The organism is Mycobacteriales bacterium (genome assembly GCA_035690485.1).
Lineage (GTDB): Bacteria > Actinomycetota > Actinomycetes > JAFAQI01 > DASSKL01 > DASSKL01.
Window position 1 is genome coordinate 80489 of record DASSKL010000005.1, and the last position, 18399, is coordinate 98887.

Genomic DNA, 18399 nt, shown 5'->3' on the forward strand with positions numbered 1-18399 from the left:
AGCCACCCGGAACGAGCAGGAGGCAGGGCCGCCTGCCGCCGGGTCAGATCAGGCGGCGGTCGGTCGCCCAGCGGGTCAGCTGGTGGCGGGTCGAGAGCTGCAGCTTGCGCAGCACCGACGACACGTGGCTCTCGACGGTCTTGCCGGAGATGAACAGCTCGCCGGCGATCTCCTTGTAGGTGTAGCCACGGGCGATCAGCCGCAGCACCTCCTGCTCGCGCGGGGTCAGCTGGTCGAGCTCCGGGTCGGGCGCGGGTTCGTCCGGCCCGTCACCCGAGGTGAAGGCGTCGAGGACGAAGCCTGCCAGCCGTGGGGAGAAGACCGCGTCGCCCTCGCCCACCCGGCGTACGGCGTCGACGAGGTCGTCTCCCGAGATCGTCTTGGTGACGTAGCCGCGGGCACCCGCCCGGATCACCGCGATGACGTCCTCGGGAGCGTCGGACGCGGACAGGGCCAGGAACCGCACGTCCGGCAGCCGGTCGCGGATCGCGGCGATGACAGCCCGGCCACCTCCGTCGGGCATGTGCACGTCGAGCAGGACGACGTCGGGCTCCTGCTGCTCGACGAGGCGTACGGCGGACTCGACGTCACCGGCCTCCCCGACGACGTCCAGCCGCTCGTCGATCTCGGTGCGTACGCCGGCCCGGAACATCGCGTGGTCGTCGACCAGCGCCACGCGGATCCGGCTGCCGGCGGTGCTCATGCGCGGGCGGTCACCCGCGGCATCGTCAGCCGCACCTCGGTGCCGTTGCCAGGAGCGGTGACGACTTCGGCACTGCCGCCGTGCCGCGACATCCGGCCGCGGATCGACTCCGCGACACCCTTGCGGTCGGCCGGCACGGCGTCGGGGTCGAACCCGACGCCGCGGTCGCGGACGAACACGCTGACCTGTTCCGGGGTGGCCTCCGCGAAGACGGAGATCGACGGGGCGCCGGACCACTTGGCGGCGTTGACCGTCGCCTCGCGGGCGGCGGCGAGCAGCGCGTGCAACGGCTCGTCGAGGTCGCAGTCACCGACGACCACGGTCTCGACCGGCAGCCCGTGCACCGACTCGACCTCCTGCTGGATCGCCTGCACGCCGGCGGCCAGGGTGGTCGCCTCCTCACCGAGAAGACCGGGCGGCGGCCCGCCGAAGAGCCACGCCCGCAGCTCGCGCTCCTGCGCCCGCGCCAGCTGCACCACCTGGTGCGGCTCGTCGGCGCGGCGCTGGATGAGGGCCAACGTCTGCAGCACGGAGTCGTGCACCCGGGCCGCGATGTCGGCCCGCTCCTCGGCCCGGGCACGTGCCTGGCGTTCGAGCATGAGGTCGCGGGCGATGCGCAGCCACCACGGCCCGAGCACGACCACGAACGCCGCGATCACCAGCAGCAGGCCGCCGAGCGGGCGAAGCGTCGCGCTGTTGGGGCGTCCGACGAGCAACGCGCCGAGGCCGGCACCCAGCAGCACGACTCCCGCCGCGAACCGCAGCCGCAGCCGTCGTCCACCGGTGCCGCCGACGAGCTGGAGTGCCGGTTCCGCGATCCGATGCAGCCGCGCCTGCTCCTCCTCCGAGGCGTTGCGCCAGACCAGGGCAAGCCCCGCCGCGCCGATGGTCAGCGGCCAGGTGAGCGACCCGAGCCAGGAGGCGCCGAGCGCGGAGGAGATGAGCAGCAGGACGGCGAGCAGCGCGGCGACCCCGGCCGCCAGGGACAGGCCTCGGCGGTCACCGAGGGCGCGACTCGCGATCGTGCGCTCCTGGCCCGCGGCCGGCAGCAGCAGCCAGCCGACGACGTAGGCCGCCACGCCGAAACCGCTCGCCAACGACGACAGCACGAACACCACGCGGACGACCGTGACGTCGACACCGGTCTTGACGGCCAGACCAGCGGCCACGCCACCGAGCAGCGGCTCGTCGGTGCTGCGCTGGAGCGGCACCGAGCGCCAGTGCGGCCGCCAGTGCCGCCGGTGCGGTGCCCACGGCGGGCGGTGCTGCGGTGCCTCCACGCCTCCATCATCGGGCCGTCGGCCCGCATGCGCATCAGGGACGACCCCGAGATCCCGGGACGTCCAAGTCAGGGTCGCAACCCGGGCTCATCCCGATGGGCATCGGCCGGTGGCTCGACGACGCTCGACCCATGACATCCACCGCACCCCCCACCCCGCTGGTCCGCCCGGTCGACGGGCGGATGGTCGCCGGCGTCTGCGCCGGCGTCGCGCGCTACCTCGACCTCGACGTCACCGTCGTCCGCCTGGTCGCCGTCGTGCTCGCCCTCGTCGGCGGCCTCGGCGTGCCGCTCTACCTCGCCGGCTACCTGCTGATTCCCGCCGAGGGCGAGACGACCACGGTGGCCAGCGAGCTGCTCGAGCAGCTCCGTCCCGAGCGGGGGGCCCGGCAGTGAGCTCTCGTCGCAGCGCCTGGGCCTACCAGTCGCCCGGCCGCGACGCGCACCTGCGCATCGGCGACGCCGAGCGCACCGAGACCGCCGACCGGCTGTCCAAGCACTTCGGGGACGGCCGTCTCGACGAGGCCGAGTTTCACGAGCGGCTCGACCAGGCCATGCACGCCAAGACCCGCGCCGACCTCGACGCGCTCTTCCACGACCTACCGCCCGAAGGAGCCACTCCCGTGCCCACCGCCCGCCGCCGGCGCTCCCACTCGCTGCTGTTCCTGGTGCTCGTCGCGATCGCGGCCATCGTCACCACGTCGTACGTCGTCAGCCACATCCCCTGGCTGCTCGCCGGCCTTGTGATCTTCCTGCTGATCCGGCACCGGCACGCCCGCCACCACCAGTCGTGAGAGCGCCGGGCCCGAAGGGTCAGTCGCCGAGGCCGGCGGCCTCGAACGCCGACAGCGTCGGCTTGATGGTGGCCGTCGGCGTCGCTCCCGCGACCACCGCGTCGAGCGTCTTCAGCCCGTCGCCGGTGTTGAGGATCACGGTCTCGGCGTCGGGGTCGAGCAGCCCGTCGGCGAGCAGCTGGCGCAGCACCCCCACGGTCACCCCGCCCGCGGTCTCGCCGAAGATGCCCTGCGTCGACGCGAGCAGCTTCATGCCCTCGACGACCTCGTCGTCGCCGACGTCGGCGATCGCACCACCGGTCCGGCGTACGACGTCGAGCGCGTTCGAGCCGTCCGCGGGGTTGCCGATGGCGAGTGACTTCGCGACGCCGGTGGGCCGCACCGGCGAGATGTCGTCGGAGCCGGTCCGGAAGGCGGTGGCGACCGGCGCGCAGCCCGAGGCCTGCGCGCCGTAGACGCGGTAGTCGCTCGCCTCGACGAGGCCGAGGGTCGACAGCTCACGCCAGGCCTGGTCGACCTTTGTCAGCAGCGATCCCGACGCGACCGGGACGACGACCTGCTGCGGCAGCCGCCAGCCGAGCGACTCGGCGATCTCGAAGCCCACGGTCTTCGAGCCCTCGGCGTAGAACGGGCGCAGGTTGGTGTTGACGAACGCCCACGGGTACTCGCCCACGAGCTCGGCGCACAGCCGGTTGGCGTCGTCGTAGGACCCCTGGATCGCGACCAGCGTGGTGCCGTAGACGGCGGTGGTCACCGTCTTGCCGGCCTCGAGGTCGTGCGGCACCAGCACGATCGAGCGCATGCCGGACGCGGCGGCGGCTGCGGCGACCGCGTTGGCGAGGTTGCCTGTCGACGCGCAGGCGATGACGTCGAAGCCGAACGCACGCGCCGCCGATGCCGCCATGGCCACCACGCGGTCCTTGAACGAGTGCGTCGGGTTGGCCCGCTCGTCCTTGACCCACAGCGCGCGCATGCCGAGGCTCGCCGCGAGCCGGTCGGCGCGGACCAGTGGGGTGCAACCGGCTCCGAGGTCGACGCGGCTGGCGACGTCGGCCGACACGGGCAGCAGCCCGGCGTAGCGCCACAGCGTGCGCGGGCCCGCCTCAACCTGCTCCCGGGTGACCCGGCGCAGCAGCGACTCGTCGTAGACCACCTCGAGCGGGCCGAAGCACTCGACGCAGACGTGCGTCGGGCCCAGCGGGTAGCCGGCGGCGCAGCCCTGACAGCGCAGGGAGACTGCCGCGCCGAAGTCGTGCTCGGCGGCGACGGATGTCGACAGAACGGTGGTCATGCGAGGCCTTCCCCTCATCTTTCCCGCGGACGTCGCGGGACGGAGTTGGCACCTGTCCCGGCGGGCCCCGCGGATGCGAGTGCGCCGAGATGGTTGCCGGGGCTTCGTCGGGCCGTTCCCTCTGCCCCTCTGGATGAGTCGTGCACGAACATGGTGACACGGCGCCCGCTCGCCGCGCGACCCCGTCTCACATGTTGACACGGGGTTGTCGGGAGATGAAACGGCTGCCTACAGTCCTCGCCGTGACCGCACCGCTCCTCGTCGCACGCCTGCATGTCGACCTGCAGCGCGTCCAGAGCGCGGTCTGTCTCGCCTTCTGCTGAGCGCCGAGAGTCTCCCTCCACGGCCGGCGTCCTGACGCCGTAGCCGCGCGCCACCCCGCACACACCGACTCCTCGCAGGAGGACATGCATGCCTGCCACCCGTCCCGCGCGCGCCCGTGGTCAGGGCCAGTGGGCCCTGGGGCACCGCGAGCCGCTCAACACGAGCGAACAGCAGAAGAAGGACGACGACGGTCTCCACGTCCGTGACCGCATCATCCACCGCTACGCGAAGGAAGGCTTCGACGCGATCGACCCGGCCGACCTGCGCGGGCGCTTCCGCTGGTGGGGCCTCTACACGCAGCGCGCACCCGGCATCGACGGCGGCCGCACCGCCGTCCTGGAGCCGGAGGAGCTCGAGGACCGCTACTTCATGATGCGGGTGCGGATGCCCGGCGGCCGGTTGACCAGTGACCAGCTCCGCGCCGTCGCGCACGTGTCGACGACCTACGGCCGCGACCTCGCCGACATCACCGATCGGCAGAACGTGCAGTTCCACTGGCTGCGCATCGAGGACATCCCCGCAGCCTGGGAGACGCTCGAGTCGGTCGGCCTGTCGAGCGCGGAGGCCTGCGGCGACGTGCCGCGCAACATGCTCGGCTGCCCGCTCGCCGGCATCGACGCCGACGAGGTGATCGACGCGACGGCCCAGCTCGTCGCCACCAACGCGCTGGCCGAGCGCAACCCGGACTTCTCCAACCTGCCGCGCAAGTACAAGACCGCGATCAGCGGGTGCGCGGCGCAGTGCGTCAACCACGAGCTCAACGACATCAGCTTCGTCGGCGTACGCCGCGACGACGGCGAGGTCGGCTTTGACCTGTGGGTCGGCGGCGGGTTGTCGACCAACCCGATGCTCGCTCAGCGGCTCGGCACCTTCGTCGAGCCCGACCTGGTGCCGGAGGTCTGGGCCGGCGTCACCGGGCTGTTCCGGGACTACGGCTACCGGCGGTTGCGCAGCCGCGCCCGGATGAAGTTCCTCGTCGCCGACTGGGGCACCGAGAAGTTCCGCGAGGTGCTGGAGAAGGAGTACCTCGGCTACGCGCTGCCCGACGGCCCCGCGCCGCCGCCGCCGCGGGACGGGGCGCGTGACCACGTCGGCGTGCACGAGCAGCAGGACGGCCGCTACAGCGTGGGGTTCGCGCCCAGGGTCGGCCGTACCTCCGGCACCCAGCTGCGCGAGATCGCCGACCTGGCCGACCGCTACGGCGTCGGTCGGGTGCGCGCCACCGTCGACCAGAAGATGGTGATAGTCGACGTCCCCGAGGACGACGTCGCGGTGCTCGTCACCGAGCTCGAGGAGCGCGACCTGCAGGTCCGGCCATCGGCCTTCCGCCGCGGCACGATCGCCTGCACCGGCATCGAGTTCTGCAAGCTCGCGATCGTCGAGACCAAGGGGCGCGCGCAGGAGCTGTTCACCGAGCTGGAACGCCGGCTGCCCGACTTCGACCAGCCGATCACGATCAGCCTGTCCGGCTGCCCCAACTCCTGCGCCCGCCAGCAGGTCGCCGACATCGGCCTGAAGGGGTCGATCGTCGAGGGCGGCGAGGGCTTCCAGGTGCACCTCGGCGGCTCGCTCGGAGCCGAGCCGTCGTTCGGCCGCAAGCTGCGCGGCCTCAAGGTGGCAGCCGACGAGCTGCCCGACTACGTCGAGCGGCTGCTGCGCCGCTACCAGGGAGACCGGGCCGACGGTGAGCAGTTCACGCAGTGGCTGCGGCGAGCCGACGAAGGGTTGCTGCAGTGACCGAGCGCGCGGCCCCGTTCTACTGCCCCTACTGCGGTGACGAGGACCTGCGCCCGGCCGGTGAGAAGGCCGGCAGCTTCGACTGCCGGTCCTGCGCCCGCCGCTTCGAGCTGCGCTACGTCGGCATCGCGCGACCGGCCGAGGAGGCGGCGCGATGACCGCCACCGCCGCGCTGCCCGAGCTCGCCGCCCGGGCCGCGCGCGACCTGGAAGGCCGGCCGGCGGAGGACGTCGTCCGCTGGGCGGTCGAGGAGTTCGGCGACGACCTGTGCCTCGCCTCGTCGATGCAGGACGCGGTGCTCGTGCACCTCGTGTCGACCGTGCGCGCCGGCGTACCCGTGATCTTCCTCGACACCGGCTACCACTTCGCCGAGACCATCGGGACCCGCGACGCGGTCGCGTCGGCCTACCCGGTCCGGTTGCTCAACGTCACGCCGAAGCAAACCGTCGCGGAGCAGGACGAGGACTACGGCCCGCGGTTGTTCGAGCGCGACCCCGACCTGTGCTGCCGGCTGCGCAAGGTCGAGCCGCTGGAGACCGCGCTCGCGCCGTTCCAGGCGTGGGTGTCGGGCATCCGGCGGGAGGACGCGCCGACGCGCGACGGCGTACCGGTCGTGCAGTGGGACGAGAAGCGGTCGATGGTGAAGGTGAACCCGCTCGCGACGTGGACGGCCGACGACCACGCGGCGTACGCCGCGGAGCACGGGGTCCTCGTCAACCCGCTCTACGGGCCGGACTACCCGTCGATCGGCTGCGCGCCGTGCACCCGGGCGGTGGGGCCCGGCGAGCACCCTCGGGCCGGTCGCTGGGCTGGGCATGCCAAGACCGAGTGCGGGCTGCACTCGTGACGGCGGTCCTCGAACGCGAGCGGGTCCTGCACGTCCACGGCGTCAGCCGCCGCTACGGCGGGCGCCGCGGCCTCACCGTCGCGCTGACCGACATCGACCTCGACGTGCGGCAGGGCGAGTTCGTCTGCGTCGTCGGGCCCTCGGGCTCCGGCAAGTCGACGCTGCTCGACCTGCTCGCCGGGCACCAGGAGCCCGACGACGGGCACGTCTGGGCGCACGGCGCGAGGGTCACCGGCCCCGACCCCCGCCGGATGGTCGTCTTCCAGGAGCACGCGCTGTTCCCGTGGCTGACCGCGCGGCAGAACGTCGAGTTCGGGCTGCGCGAGGCCGGGATGGGCCGGCGGGAGCGCCGGGCCGTGGCCGAGGAGTGGCTCGGCCGGGTACGGCTCGCGGGTTTCGAGGACGCCCACGTGCACGAGCTGTCGGGTGGCATGCGCCAGCGGGTGTCGATCGCCCGCGCGCTCGCGCTGGAGCCCGACGTGCTGCTCATGGACGAGCCGTTCGCCGCGCTGGACGCGCAGACCCGTGACGTACTGCACGCCGAGCTGCAGGCGCTGTGGCAGTCGACCGCCACGACGGTCGTCTTCATCACGCACAACGTGCGGGAGGCCGTCCTGCTGGGCGACCGGGTCGTGCTGCTGTCACCGCACCCCGGCCGGGTCCGGCGCACCGTCGACGTGACGCTGCCGCGTCCTCGCCACATGGAGGACGACGGTCTGGTGCAGTTCGCGGCCGGCCTGCTGCACGAGCTGACCGACACGGAGACCGGCGATGGTCGCGCCGTCGGCTGAGGCCCGGTCCGGCCTGCGCCGTCCCGCCATCGCCTGGCCGACCAGCGTCGTGCGGTCGGCGCCGGCTGCGCTGCTCGGTCTCGCGATCGCGATCCTCTGGCAGGCCCTGGCCCCCTCGGGCGGCGCCGTGCCGCCACCGAGCGAGGTGGGCCGCGCGCTGTGGCACGGGTTCGCCGACGGTGACCTCGGCGCGCTGACCGCCCGCTCGGTGGGTGCGATGGCCCTGGCGTTCTCGGTCAGTGTCGTCGTCGGCGTGAGCGGCGGGTTGCTGCTCGCCACCCGCACGCTGGCGGACCGGGCGGTCTCCCCGTACCTCGTCGGGCTTCAGTCGCTGCCGAGCATCGTGTGGATCCCGGTCGCCGTGCTGGTGCTCGGGGCGTCCGAGTCGGCGGTGCTCCTGGTGACCGTCGTCGGCGCGCTGCCGTCGATCGCGATCGGTACCCGCGACGCCGTACAGGGAGTCCCACCGCTGATCCTGCGGGCGGCGCGCACGCTCGGGACCGGCCGGCGGTCGATGCTGCTGCGGGTGATCGTGCCGGCCGCGTTGCCCGGGATCGTCAGCGGGCTCGAGCACGGCTGGGCGTTCGCGTTTCGCGCGCTGATCTCCGGCGAGCTGATCACCGGCGCCAAGGACACCGGGCTCGGTGCGTTCATCGACGTGGCGCGCAAGACCGGGCACAGCGACCGGCTGTTCGCCGGGGTCGTCGTGATCCTGCTCGTCGGCGTCGTGGTCGACCGGCTGCTCTTCGCCCGGGTGCAGCGGCGGCTGCGGCTGTCGCGGGGGCTCGCATGACGACGTCTGTGCAGCCCGGCATGGTCAGCCTCGTCGGCGGCGGACCGGGCGACCCGGGACTCATCACCCTGCGCGGCTGGCAGCGGTTGCAGGAGGCCGACGTCGTCGTCGTCGACAACCTCGCGCCGCGCGAGCTGCTCGACCTGCTGCCCGACCACGTCGAGGTCGTGGACGCCGGCAAGGCCCCACACCGGCACAACCTCACCCAGGACGAGATCAACGCGGTCATCGTCGAACAGGCCCTCGCCGGCAGGCGGGTGGTGCGGCTGAAGGGCGGGGACCCGTTCGTCTTCGGTCGCGGCGGCGAGGAGGCGCTCGCCTGCGTGCGCGCCGGGGTGCCGTTCGAGGTGGTCCCCGGCGTCACGAGCGCGATCGCCGTCCCAGCGGCCGCCGGCATCCCGGTCACCCATCGCGGCATCACCCAGGACTTCGCCGTCGTGTCCGCCCACCTCGACCCTTCGCAGCCCGGCGCGACGGTCGACTGGGACGCGCTCGCCAACGGCCCCGGCACCCTGGTGCTGCTGATGGCGGTCGCGCACATCGAGGCCGTTGCCGCCGAGCTGGTCAAGCGCGGCCGGCCCGGCGACACCCCGGTAGCCGTCGTCAGCAACGGCACCCGACCCGACCAGCACGTGCTCGTGAGCGACCTCGACACGGTCGCCGCCGACGTGCGCCGCCACCGCATCGCCCCGCCGGCCGTGGTCGTCGTCGGCGAGGTTGTCCGGCTGCGCGCCCTGCTCGGTCTGTCCGGCCCGTGAGGTTGCTGCTCGCCGCGCACGGCAGCCGCGAGCCGGCCTGGTCGCGCGTCGTCGACGAGATCGCTGCCGCTGTACGCCGCCGCGCCCGCGGCCTCGACGTCCGGCTCGGCTACGTCGACGTGCAGGGTCCGAGGGTGGCCGACCTGCTCGCACCGGACGTCGCGGTGGTGCCGCTGCTGCTGTCCCGAGGGGTGCACGCGCTGCGCGACATCGAGGAGCCGGCAGCGGCGGTCGGGGCCCGGGTGACCGCGCCCCTCGGCCCGGACCCCCGGCTCACCGCGGCGCTCACCGACCGGCTGGCCGAGGCCGGCGCGCCCGCTCGCGTGCCGGTCGTGCTGGCCGGCGCCGGCTCGTCCGACCCGGCGGCACGTGCGGACGTCGCCACTCAGGCGCGCTATCTCGCGAACGTGCGCGCGACGGACATCACGACGGCGTACGCCGGGGGCGACGTCGACCCGGTCGCCCAGGCGGTCCGCGACGCGGGCGGGGGCGTGGCGGTGTCGGCGTACCTGCTGTCCCCGGGCCACTTCAGCGGGTTGCTCGAGGCGTGCGGTGCGCGGTGGGTGGCCGCCCCGTTGGGTGCTCATCCCGCCGTGATCGACGCCATCCTGGCGCGCTACGCGGCATCGGGGCAGGAACCGGTCAGACCGCGCATCAGCGGTTAACCTGGGCACACTCCCCGCTCGGAAAGGCCGTCCTTGATGCATCGCGCCCTGCGCCCGGCTGTGCTCACTCTCTCCGCCGCCGCGCTCGCGGTGACACTGGCCGCCTGCGGCGGTTCGGTGACACCCCGCGCGCAGGCCTCGAGCACCCCGGCGGCGGTATCGACGAGCGCGAGCCCGACGCCCAGCGCCGCGCCGGTCGACCCCGCCTCGGTGCACGCCAACGAGCTCGGGCTCGTGCCCGTGTTGATGTACCACCAGCTCACCGACAAGCCCACGAGCGTCTACGACCGTCGGCCGGCCGACTTCAAGGCGGAGCTCGAGCAGCTCGCCGCCGACGGTTACGTGCCCATCACGGCAGCGGACTTCGTGCAGGGCCGCATCGACATCCCCGCCGGCAAGCACCCGGTGGTGCTGACGTTCGACGACTCCACGCTGAGCCAGTTCGCGCTCGGCCCCGACGGCGACCCGAAGCCCGGCACCGCGGTCGCGATCCTCGAGCAGGTCGCCGCGGAGCACCCCGGTTTCACGCCGACGGCGACCTTCTTCGTCAACAACGACCCGTTCACCGACGCCGATGGCAGGACGGCCCTCGGCTGGCTGCACGACCACGGGTTCGACATCGGTGACCACACGGTCGACCACGCCAACCTGCGGCAGGTCAGCGCCGCGAAGGTCCAGCAGGAGATCGCCGACAACTACCGGCTGATCACGAGCGCGGTCCCGGGCTTCACGCCGCTGACGATGGCGCTGCCCTTCGGCGCCTATCCGCAGGACGCCGCACTCGCCCATCAGGGCAGCAGCGGCGGCACGTCGTACGCCTTCAAGGGCGTCTTCCTGGTCGGCGCGGGCCCGTCGCACTCGCCGTTCCACGTGAAGTTCGACCCCTACAACATCCCGCGCATCCGCTCGCAGTCGCAGGCCGGCGCGTCCGCCGCGGACAAGGACTTCATCTCCAGCTACTACCTGCCGTGGCTCAAGGCGCACCCGGAGAGCTGGTACACCTCCGACGGCGACCCCGCGAAGGTGTCGTTCCCCAAGGCCTACGCGGACGTGCTGGCACCCACCTACAAGGGTGAGGCGAACCCCTACTAGACCGGACTAGATCGCTGCGCCGAACAGCGGTCGCAACAGCCTCCGATTGCAGGTCTTCAGTCGGCCATATCGGACGTCGACCTCTCTAGGTGTGTTGGGGGGAGATGCCACCGCCGCGACGCAGGCGGCCCGCGTGATCGTGCTCGTCGCGGTCGTGGCCGCGATCGCCGCCTGGACTGCCGTCCTGCGCCGCGACCGCCGGCCGGGACCGGCGGGCACCTGGAGCGTGACGGCCGCGCTGGTGATCGCCGCCGCCGTCGCCGAGGCCGTCGCGCAGGTGCGCGGGCAGCTGATCGACCATCGGCTCGGCGTCGTGCTGCACGTGGTCGCGATGCTGGGCTTCGGCGCCGCGATCGTGCTCGCCAGGCGCAGCCGCGGAGCGGTCGGCCGCCGCGAGCTGGTGCGGCTCGAGGGTGCGCTGCTGGTCGTCACCGCGCTGCTCGTCACGGTCAACGTCGCCGCCCCCGCGGCGCCGGCTCAGCTGTCGGGCCTCTCGATGCTCGGCTGGTTGCGGCTGGTCGTCGACATGACGGTCGTCGCCGTCGCGCTGCTGGCGTTGACGAAGATCAGCGCTCCCAGCCCGATCGGGCTGATGACACTGCTGCCGCTCAACGCGGCGACGGTCGCCCTCGCCCTCGCCGACGCGGCGAGCATCCGGTCCGCCGGGCGGGCCAGCGTGCACGTCGACTCGCCCGTGCTGCGGTTCGCGGTCGCGATGGCGTTCGTCGTCCTGGGATTCGCCGCGACCAGGAGTACGACGCCCACCGCGATCTCCGACCGGCGCGAGGAGTCGCTCGCGCTGCTCGCGGCCTTCGCTCCCGGCTTCCTCTGCGTGGTCTCGACGGAGGGCTACTACGCCGCGGGCGTGCGCGTGCCCGTCGAGATGGCGGCGGCCTCGGTCGGGCTCGCCGCGCTGCTCTTCCTGCGGCTGATGACGGCGCTCGTCGACAACCGGGTGCTGGCGCGCACGCTGGAGAAGCAGGTCGCCGATCGCACCCTCGACCTCGTCACGCGCGAGCAGTGGTTCCGCGCACTCGTGCAGAACGCCTCCGACGTGCTCACCGTCGTCGACACCCGGGCGACCGTGCGCTACCAGTCGCCGGCTTTCGAGCGGTGGTTCGGCCACGACTCGGACGCGATGGCGGGCGTGTCGCTCACCCCGCTGCTGCGGCCGGAGGACGCGGTGCGGCTGCTGGAGGCTCTCGTGGCGGTGTCGCGCGTGCCAGGGACCAGCGCCGTCCTGGAGCTCGAGATCTGGCACCGGGCCGGGCGCTGGTGCCACACCGAGACCGTCGTGACGAACCTGCTCGACGAGCCGACGATCCACGGCCTCGTGCTCAACATCCGCGACATCAGCGACCGGCGCCGGCTGCAGGAGCGGCTGACCCACGAGGCCTACCACGACGCGCTCACCGGCCTCGCCAACCGCGCGCTGCTGCAGCGGCACCTCGACGAGGCGGTCCGCGAGGCGGGACGCGACCAGGTGGCCGTGCTCTTCTGCGACCTCGACGGCTTCAAGGCGGTCAACGACTCGCGCGGTCACGAGATGGGCGACCGGCTGCTGTGCCTGGTGGCCGGCCGGCTGGCGCGTTGCGTCCGCGACGGCGACGTCGTCGCGCGGTTCGGCGGTGACGAGTTCGCGGTGCTCGTCCGCGGAAACGGGGCCTCCGCCCTCGCCTCCGACATCGCCCACCGGGTCGTCGTGAGCATCTCCGAGCCGTTCTCCGTCGACGGTGTCGAGCTGCGCGTCGGCGCGTCGATCGGCATCGCGGCGGTGGGCGAGGGAGCCCGGTCCGCCGACGAGCTCATGCGCAACGCCGACCTCGCGATGTACCGCGCCAAGGGATCCCGCGACCAGTCCGTGGTCGTCTTCAAGCCCGCGATGCACGATGCGCTGCTCGCCCGGCTGGAGGTCGAGAACGACCTGCGCGAGGCGATCGGCCGCGGTCAGCTCGTGCTGCACTACCAGACCTCCGTCGACCTCGCGACCTGCCGCTCGGTCGGCGTCGAGGCGCTCATGCGCTGGTACCACCCCGACCGTGGTGTGGTCGCGCCCGAGTCGTTCATCGCCGTGGCCGAGGAGAAGGGCTACATCGAGGCGATGGGCGAGTGGGCGCTCTACGAGGCGGCCCGCCAGGGTGCCCGATGGCAGGCCTACGCACCACCCGGCCAGGTGCTGCAGATGGCGGTCAACATCTCGCCCTGGCAGGTCACCGCACGGCTCGTCGACGTGGTCCGCGACGTCCTCACCAACAGCGCCCTGCCACCGGAGGCGCTGGTCCTTGAGGTCACCGAGTCGGTGCTGCTCGAGCGCACCGTGGAGGCCGTGCGGGTGCTCGGCGACCTGAAGTCGCTCGGGGTACGCATCGCCGTCGACGACTTCGGGACGGGCTACTCCTCGCTGTCCTACCTGTCGAAGTTCCCGGTCGACATCCTCAAGATCGACCGGCAGTTCGTGGAACGGCTGCCCAGCAGCGACGACGCGGTCGCCCTCACCCGCACGATCGTCAACCTCGGCCAGGCCCTCGGGTTGACGACGATCGCCGAGGGCGTGGAGAGCTGGCCGCAGGTCAACATCCTGCGCGACATGGGCTGCGACCACGCGCAGGGCTACCTGTTCTGCCGGCCGCTGCCCGCGACCGGCGTCGCGCAGGTCTTCGCGCTGGACTACGACCAGGCGCGCCGCACCCCGCAGGACGTCGCCACCCTCGTGCCGTTCCCGCGCCGGGCGCAGGTCACCGCCTGACCCGCGGTCAGTGCAGCGGGTTGGCCGCCAGCCGTTCCCGCGACAGCTCGATCTCGGCCTCGGCCTCCGCGCGCCCCACCCACGTCGCGCCCTCGACCGACTTGCCGGGCTCGAGGTCCTTGTAGACCTCGAAGAAGTGCTGGATCTCCAGCCGCTCGAACTCCGGTAGGTGGTGGATGTCGCGCAGGTGCTCCATCCGCGGATCGTTGGCCGGCACGCAGAGGACCTTGTCGTCGCCCCCCGCCTCGTCCTGCATCCGGAACATGCCGATCGCCCGGCACCGGATCAGACAGCCGGGGAACGTGGGCTCGGCCAGCAGCACCAGCGCGTCGAGCGGGTCGCCGTCGGCGCCCAGCGTGTCCTCGACGAAGCCGTAGTCGGCGGGGTACTGCGTCGCGGTGAACAGCGTCCGGTCGAGTCGGATGCGACCGGTGATGTGGTCCATCTCGTACTTGTTGCGCTGACCCTTCGGGATCTCGACAGTGACGTCGAACTCCACGGTCCCTCCTCGTCCGGGATCATCCGCGGCTAGTGTCCTCGAGGCGGCGACACGGGTCGTGAGGAGGTCGGGCGTGCGCGGTGCGCGGCGCATCGTCCTCGTCGCTCTCCTCGTCGTGGTCGCCGCCGCCGGCGGCTTCATCGCTGTGGTCGCCCAGCCCTGGCAACCGCACCCTTCGGCCACCAAGGTCCTCGTGCGGCCGGGACTCGTCCCTGCGCTCGCGCCGGCAGGCGCCGCCGCCCCGCTGCCCACGTCCACGGGGCTGCGCCGCGACCTCGCACCGGTGCTGGCCGACCCCGGCCTCGGCCCGTCGGTCGCCGCTGTCGTCACCGACCCGATGACCGGCGCCGTGCTCTACGACCGCGACGGCGCGCTGGCGGTGCCGCCCGCGTCGACGGCGAAGCTCGCGACGGCTACCGCAGCCCTGCTCGTGCTCGGCCCGCAGCGACGCATCACGACCCGGACCGTCCTCGTCGGCCCGACGGTTTACCTGGTCGGAGGTGGTGACCCGACGCTCGCCGGTCCCGCGGCCCGGCCGGGCTACCCCGGTGCCGCGTCGCTGGCGACGCTCGCCGAGGGCACCGCCGGCGGCCTGAAGGCGCGCGGTGTCACGGCCGTGCATCTCGCGATCGACACCTCGGCGTACGCCGGACCCGTGACCGCACCCGGCTGGAAGCCGGTCTACCTGTCGGCCGGCGACGTCGCTCCGGTCACGGCGCTGGAGGTCGACGAGGGACGGATCAGGCCTGACGACGAGGACCGGGTGACGGACCCGCCCGCGGCGGCTGCGGCGGCCTTCGCGGCGTTGCTGCACCAGCGCGGCATCCGGGTGGCCGGTCCGGTCCGCACCGCGCCCGCACCGACCACTGCCGCGCACCTCGCGGAGGTCACGTCGCCGACCGTGGCCCAGCTCGTGCAGCGGATGCTGACCGACAGCGACAACGACCTCGCCGAAGCGCTCGCCCGGCAGGTGGCCCGCGCCTCGGGTCGCTCGCCGACCTTCGCGGGCGGTGCGGCGGCGGTCATGGCCGCGGTTGCGCCGGAGCTGCACGGCGCGTCGCTGCGCCTGGCCGACGGCAGCGGGCTGTCGGTGCTCGACCGGGCCAGTCCCCGGGCGCTGGCGCATCTGCTGGCCGCCGCCGCGTCGCCCGATCGGCCGCAGCTGCGGCCGATCCTGGCCGGGCTCCCGGTGGCCGGGCTGACCGGCACCCTGGCCGACCGCTACGCCGGCGGGCCGGCGGCCGCGGCGCGCGGGGTCGTGCGGGCCAAGACCGGCACGCTCGACGGCGTGAGCAGCCTGGCCGGGCTGGCCGTCGACCGGGACGGGCGGCTGCTCGCGTTCGCCGTCGTCGCTGACCGCGCGCCCTACTACCTGACCGCGGAGGCGGCCCTCGACCGGGTCGCGGCGCGCATCGCCGGCTGCGGCTGTCGCTGACCTCCTGCGACGTACCGTGTCGTCATGACCGGCCGCACCCTCGTCGACTGGAACCTCGCCGCGGCGACCGCGCGCCGGGTCGTGCCACCCGGCCCCCCCGTCGACTTCGCCGGCGCGGCCGCCGTCGTCACCGACCTGCGGGCGCTGGCGGAGGAAGCCGATGCGCACGTGCGTGAGTTCACCGGTCTCGACGCGCCGCGCGACGGGGGCGTGGTCGCCGTCGTCGACCGGCCCGGTTGGGTGGCCGCCAACGTCGCCGGGTTCCGCAGCATCATCGAGCCGGTCACCGAGGAGCTGCTGCAGCGTCGCCGGGCGGGCGCGGCCGACTCGCTGGTCAGTGCGGTCGGGTCACGCGTCACCGGCGTACAGCTCGGCATGGTGCTCGCCTACCTGGCCAGCCGCGTGCTCGGGCAGTACGAGCTGTTCCTGCCGCCCGGGGAGGGCAACGGCCGGCTGACGCTGGTCGCGCCCAACGTGCTGGCCGCGGAGCGGATGCTCGGCGTCGACCCGCACGACTTCCGGTTGTGGGTCTGCCTGCACGAGGTCACCCACCGGACGCAGTTCACCGCCGTGCCGTGGCTGCGCGAGCACGTGCAGAACGAGGTCACGGCGTTCCTGCTCGCCAGCGACCTCGACCCGTCGGCGGTGGCCGCACGGCTGCGCGACGGCCTCGGCGCGATCGTCGACACCATCCGCGGCAAGGGCGAGGCGAGCCTGCTCGACGCCGTGCAGACCCCCGAGCAGCGCGCGATCCTCGACCGCATGACCGGGCTGATGAGCCTCGTCGAGGGGCACGGCGAGTACGTCATGGACGGCGTCGGCCCCGAGGTCGTGCCAAGCGTCGTCGAGATCCGCCGCCGCTTCGACCGCCGGCGACACGCGTCCGGTCCGGTCGAGCGGGTCATCCGGCGGCTGCTCGGCATCGAGATGAAGATGCGGCAGTACGCCGACGGCGAGCGGTTCGTCCGCGCGGTGATCGAGCGGGTCGGGATGGCCGGGTTCAACCGGGTTTGGACCTCGCCCAACACGCTGCCGAGCCGTGCCGAGATCGCCGATCCGCAGGCGTGGGTGCGCCGCGTGCACGGCGCCGCCGCGACCGGCTGAGCGAACCGTGGGCGGCCGGCTGCACCCCGCGGTGGCGGCGACCAGGGTCGCCGTCCGGCGCTACCTCGCCGACCTGCCCGCCGGCCGGACCGTGCTCGTCGCGGTGAGCGGCGGCGCCGACTCCGTCGCCCTCGCCGCGGCCACCGCATTCGAGGGGCCTCGGGCCGGGCTGCGCGCGGGCGCGGTCACCGTCGACCACGGCTTGCAGGCCGGGTCCGCCGACCGCGCGCAGCAGGTCGTCGCGCTGGCGCGAGAGCTCGGGCTCGACCCGGTCGACGTCTGCACCGTCAGCGTGGGCCGCGACGGCGGGCCGGAGGCAGCGGCTCGGGTCGCGCGCTACGCGGCGCTCGACGCGGCGGCCGAGACGAACGACGCGGCGGCCGTGCTGCTCGGCCACACGCTCGACGACCAGGCGGAGACCGTCCTGCTGGGCCTGGCCCGCGGCTCGGGGCCTCGGTCGCTGGCCGGCATGGCGGCCTCCCGCGGGCGCTACCGGCGCCCGTTCCTCGAGCTGCGGCGAGCTGACACCGCGGCTGCCTGCGCGGCGCTCGGACTGCCGGTCTGGCAGGACCCCCACAACGCCGACCCCGCCTTCACCCGCTCCCGGGTGCGCACAGAAGTCCTTCCTGCGCTGGAAGACGTGCTCGGTCCGGGCGTTGCGCAGGCGCTCGCTCGCACCGCGCGGTTGCTGCGCGATGACGACGCCGCGCTCGACACCTGGGCGGCCCGCGAGCACACCGACGACGTCGCGGCGCTCGCCGCCCTGCCGGCCGCCGTGCGCGGGCGGGTGCTGCGCCGGCTGCTGCTCGATGCGGGCGTGCCGGCCGGCGCCCTGGCCGCGGCACACCTCGACGCAGTGGACGCCCTCGTCACCGCCTGGCACGGGCAGGGAGCGGTCCACCTACCCGGCGGGTTGGGCGCCGCCCGACGGTGTGGAAGGCTGGTCGTCGATGGACGCCCAGGCCGCAGCCCCTGCTCCGACTGACGAGCTGCATCCCGACATCGCCTCCGTGCTGATCTCGCGGGACGAGATCGCGTCGAAGATCATCGAGGTCGCCGCCCGGATCGAGGCGGACTACGCCGGCCGCGAGGTGCTGCTGGTCGGGGTGCTCAAGGGTGCGGTCATGCTCATGGCCGACCTGGCCCGGTCGCTCGACCTCTCGGTGTCGATGGAGTTCATGGCGGTGTCGTCGTACGGCTCGTCGACGACGTCGTCGGGCGTCGTCCGGATCCTCAAGGACCTCGATCGCGACATCGCCGGCCGCGACGTGCTCGTCGTCGAGGACATCATCGACTCCGGCCTGACACTGTCGTGGCTGCTGCGTAACCTGCGGTCACGCAACCCGGCGTCGGTCGAGGTCTTCGCGCTGCTGCGCAAGCCGGACGCGATCCAGGTCGACGTACCGTTGCGCTATCTCGGGTTCGACATCCCCAACGAGTTCGTGGTGGGCTACGGGCTGGACTATGCGGAGCGCTACCGCAACCTTCCGTTCGTCGGCACGCTGCGACCGGAGATCTACTCCCGCTAGCGTCTGCGCGCT

19 protein-coding genes and 1 riboswitch are annotated in these 18399 nt (G+C 73.3%); of the genes, 15 read left to right on the top strand and 4 right to left on the bottom strand.

Annotated elements, in window-relative coordinates; genetic code table 11:
* Positions 1 to 43: 43 nt before the first annotated feature.
* Together VFJ21_00660 and VFJ21_00665 are read right to left on the bottom strand one after the other, a co-directional pair.
* Positions 44 to 703 (bottom strand): response regulator transcription factor, encoded by a 660-nt coding sequence (locus VFJ21_00660; GenBank protein ID HET7405633.1) that lies wholly within the window; start codon positions 701 to 703, stop codon positions 44 to 46.
* The gene (locus VFJ21_00665; GenBank protein ID HET7405634.1) at positions 700 to 1983 is read right to left on the bottom strand and encodes a PspC domain-containing protein; all 1284 of its coding nucleotides are present in this window, start codon (positions 1981 to 1983) and stop codon (positions 700 to 702) included. Before VFJ21_00665 ends, VFJ21_00660 begins: the two co-directional genes overlap by 4 nt.
* A gap of 131 nt (positions 1984 to 2114) precedes the next feature.
* On the opposite strand from VFJ21_00665, the gene VFJ21_00670 reads away from it, so the two are divergent.
* Both VFJ21_00670 and VFJ21_00675 read left to right on the top strand, forming a co-directional pair.
* Positions 2115 to 2378: a PspC domain-containing protein gene (locus tag VFJ21_00670; GenBank protein HET7405635.1), complete on the top strand. Its 264-nt coding sequence runs from the start codon at positions 2115 to 2117 to the stop codon at positions 2376 to 2378.
* Complete coding sequence (locus tag VFJ21_00675) at positions 2375 to 2776, top strand: DUF1707 domain-containing protein (protein ID HET7405636.1); 402 nt, start codon at positions 2375 to 2377, stop codon at positions 2774 to 2776. The genes VFJ21_00670 and VFJ21_00675 overlap by 4 nt, the downstream gene beginning before the upstream one ends.
* A 19-nt stretch (positions 2777 to 2795) precedes the next feature.
* On the opposite strand, the gene thrC is transcribed toward VFJ21_00675, so the two are convergent.
* A complete protein-coding gene (gene thrC / locus VFJ21_00680) occupies positions 2796 to 4067 on the bottom strand; it encodes a threonine synthase (GenBank protein ID HET7405637.1) in 1272 nt (423 codons plus the stop codon).
* A gap of 11 nt (positions 4068 to 4078) precedes the next feature.
* Positions 4079 to 4207, bottom strand: a riboswitch (SAM riboswitch).
* Between the two features lie 271 nt (positions 4208 to 4478).
* On the opposite strand from thrC, the gene VFJ21_00685 reads away from it, so the two are divergent.
* The 9 genes from VFJ21_00685 (at position 4479) to VFJ21_00725 (ending at position 13820) form a co-directional block, all read left to right on the top strand.
* Positions 4479 to 6128: a nitrite/sulfite reductase gene (locus VFJ21_00685; protein HET7405638.1), complete on the top strand. Its 1650-nt coding sequence runs from the start codon at positions 4479 to 4481 to the stop codon at positions 6126 to 6128.
* Complete coding sequence (locus VFJ21_00690; protein HET7405639.1) at positions 6125 to 6286, top strand: hypothetical protein; 162 nt, start codon at positions 6125 to 6127, stop codon at positions 6284 to 6286. Before VFJ21_00685 ends, VFJ21_00690 begins: the two co-directional genes overlap by 4 nt.
* The gene (locus VFJ21_00695; GenBank protein ID HET7405640.1) at positions 6283 to 6975 is read left to right on the top strand and encodes a phosphoadenylyl-sulfate reductase; all 693 of its coding nucleotides are present in this window, start codon (positions 6283 to 6285) and stop codon (positions 6973 to 6975) included. The genes VFJ21_00690 and VFJ21_00695 overlap by 4 nt, the downstream gene beginning before the upstream one ends.
* Complete coding sequence (locus VFJ21_00700; protein HET7405641.1) at positions 6972 to 7766, top strand: ABC transporter ATP-binding protein; 795 nt, start codon at positions 6972 to 6974, stop codon at positions 7764 to 7766. The genes VFJ21_00695 and VFJ21_00700 overlap by 4 nt, the downstream gene beginning before the upstream one ends.
* Positions 7747 to 8559: an ABC transporter permease subunit gene (locus tag VFJ21_00705; protein ID HET7405642.1), complete on the top strand. Its 813-nt coding sequence runs from the start codon at positions 7747 to 7749 to the stop codon at positions 8557 to 8559. The genes VFJ21_00700 and VFJ21_00705 overlap by 20 nt, the downstream gene beginning before the upstream one ends.
* Positions 8556 to 9317, top strand: a complete 762-nt coding sequence (cobA, locus tag VFJ21_00710) for a uroporphyrinogen-III C-methyltransferase (protein HET7405643.1) — start codon at positions 8556 to 8558, stop codon at positions 9315 to 9317. Before VFJ21_00705 ends, cobA begins: the two co-directional genes overlap by 4 nt.
* Positions 9314 to 9982 (top strand): CbiX/SirB N-terminal domain-containing protein, encoded by a 669-nt coding sequence (locus VFJ21_00715; protein HET7405644.1) that lies wholly within the window; start codon positions 9314 to 9316, stop codon positions 9980 to 9982. The genes cobA and VFJ21_00715 overlap by 4 nt, the downstream gene beginning before the upstream one ends.
* Positions 9983 to 10042: 60 nt before the next feature.
* Complete coding sequence (locus VFJ21_00720; GenBank protein HET7405645.1) at positions 10043 to 11074, top strand: polysaccharide deacetylase family protein; 1032 nt, start codon at positions 10043 to 10045, stop codon at positions 11072 to 11074.
* A gap of 133 nt (positions 11075 to 11207) precedes the next feature.
* Positions 11208 to 13820 (top strand): EAL domain-containing protein, encoded by a 2613-nt coding sequence (locus tag VFJ21_00725; protein HET7405646.1) that lies wholly within the window; start codon positions 11208 to 11210, stop codon positions 13818 to 13820.
* A 7-nt stretch (positions 13821 to 13827) separates the two neighbouring features.
* On the opposite strand, the gene VFJ21_00730 is transcribed toward VFJ21_00725, so the two are convergent.
* Positions 13828 to 14319: an inorganic diphosphatase gene (locus VFJ21_00730; protein HET7405647.1), complete on the bottom strand. Its 492-nt coding sequence runs from the start codon at positions 14317 to 14319 to the stop codon at positions 13828 to 13830.
* Positions 14320 to 14392: 73 nt separating this feature from the next.
* Between VFJ21_00730 and dacB the strand changes: the two genes are divergently transcribed.
* The 4 genes from dacB to hpt are packed head-to-tail and all read left to right on the top strand — an operon-like array spanning position 14393 to position 18387.
* Positions 14393 to 15754 (top strand): D-alanyl-D-alanine carboxypeptidase/D-alanyl-D-alanine-endopeptidase, encoded by a 1362-nt coding sequence (gene dacB / locus VFJ21_00735; GenBank protein ID HET7405648.1) that lies wholly within the window; start codon positions 14393 to 14395, stop codon positions 15752 to 15754.
* Positions 15755 to 15778: 24 nt separating this feature from the next.
* A complete protein-coding gene (locus VFJ21_00740; GenBank protein ID HET7405649.1) occupies positions 15779 to 16858 on the top strand; it encodes a zinc-dependent metalloprotease in 1080 nt (359 codons plus the stop codon).
* Positions 16859 to 16865: 7 nt separating this feature from the next.
* Positions 16866 to 17843 (top strand): tRNA lysidine(34) synthetase TilS, encoded by a 978-nt coding sequence (gene tilS / locus VFJ21_00745; GenBank protein HET7405650.1) that lies wholly within the window; start codon positions 16866 to 16868, stop codon positions 17841 to 17843.
* The gene (hpt, locus tag VFJ21_00750) at positions 17809 to 18387 is read left to right on the top strand and encodes a hypoxanthine phosphoribosyltransferase (GenBank protein ID HET7405651.1); all 579 of its coding nucleotides are present in this window, start codon (positions 17809 to 17811) and stop codon (positions 18385 to 18387) included. Before tilS ends, hpt begins: the two co-directional genes overlap by 35 nt.
* Positions 18388 to 18399 lie beyond the last annotated feature (12 nt).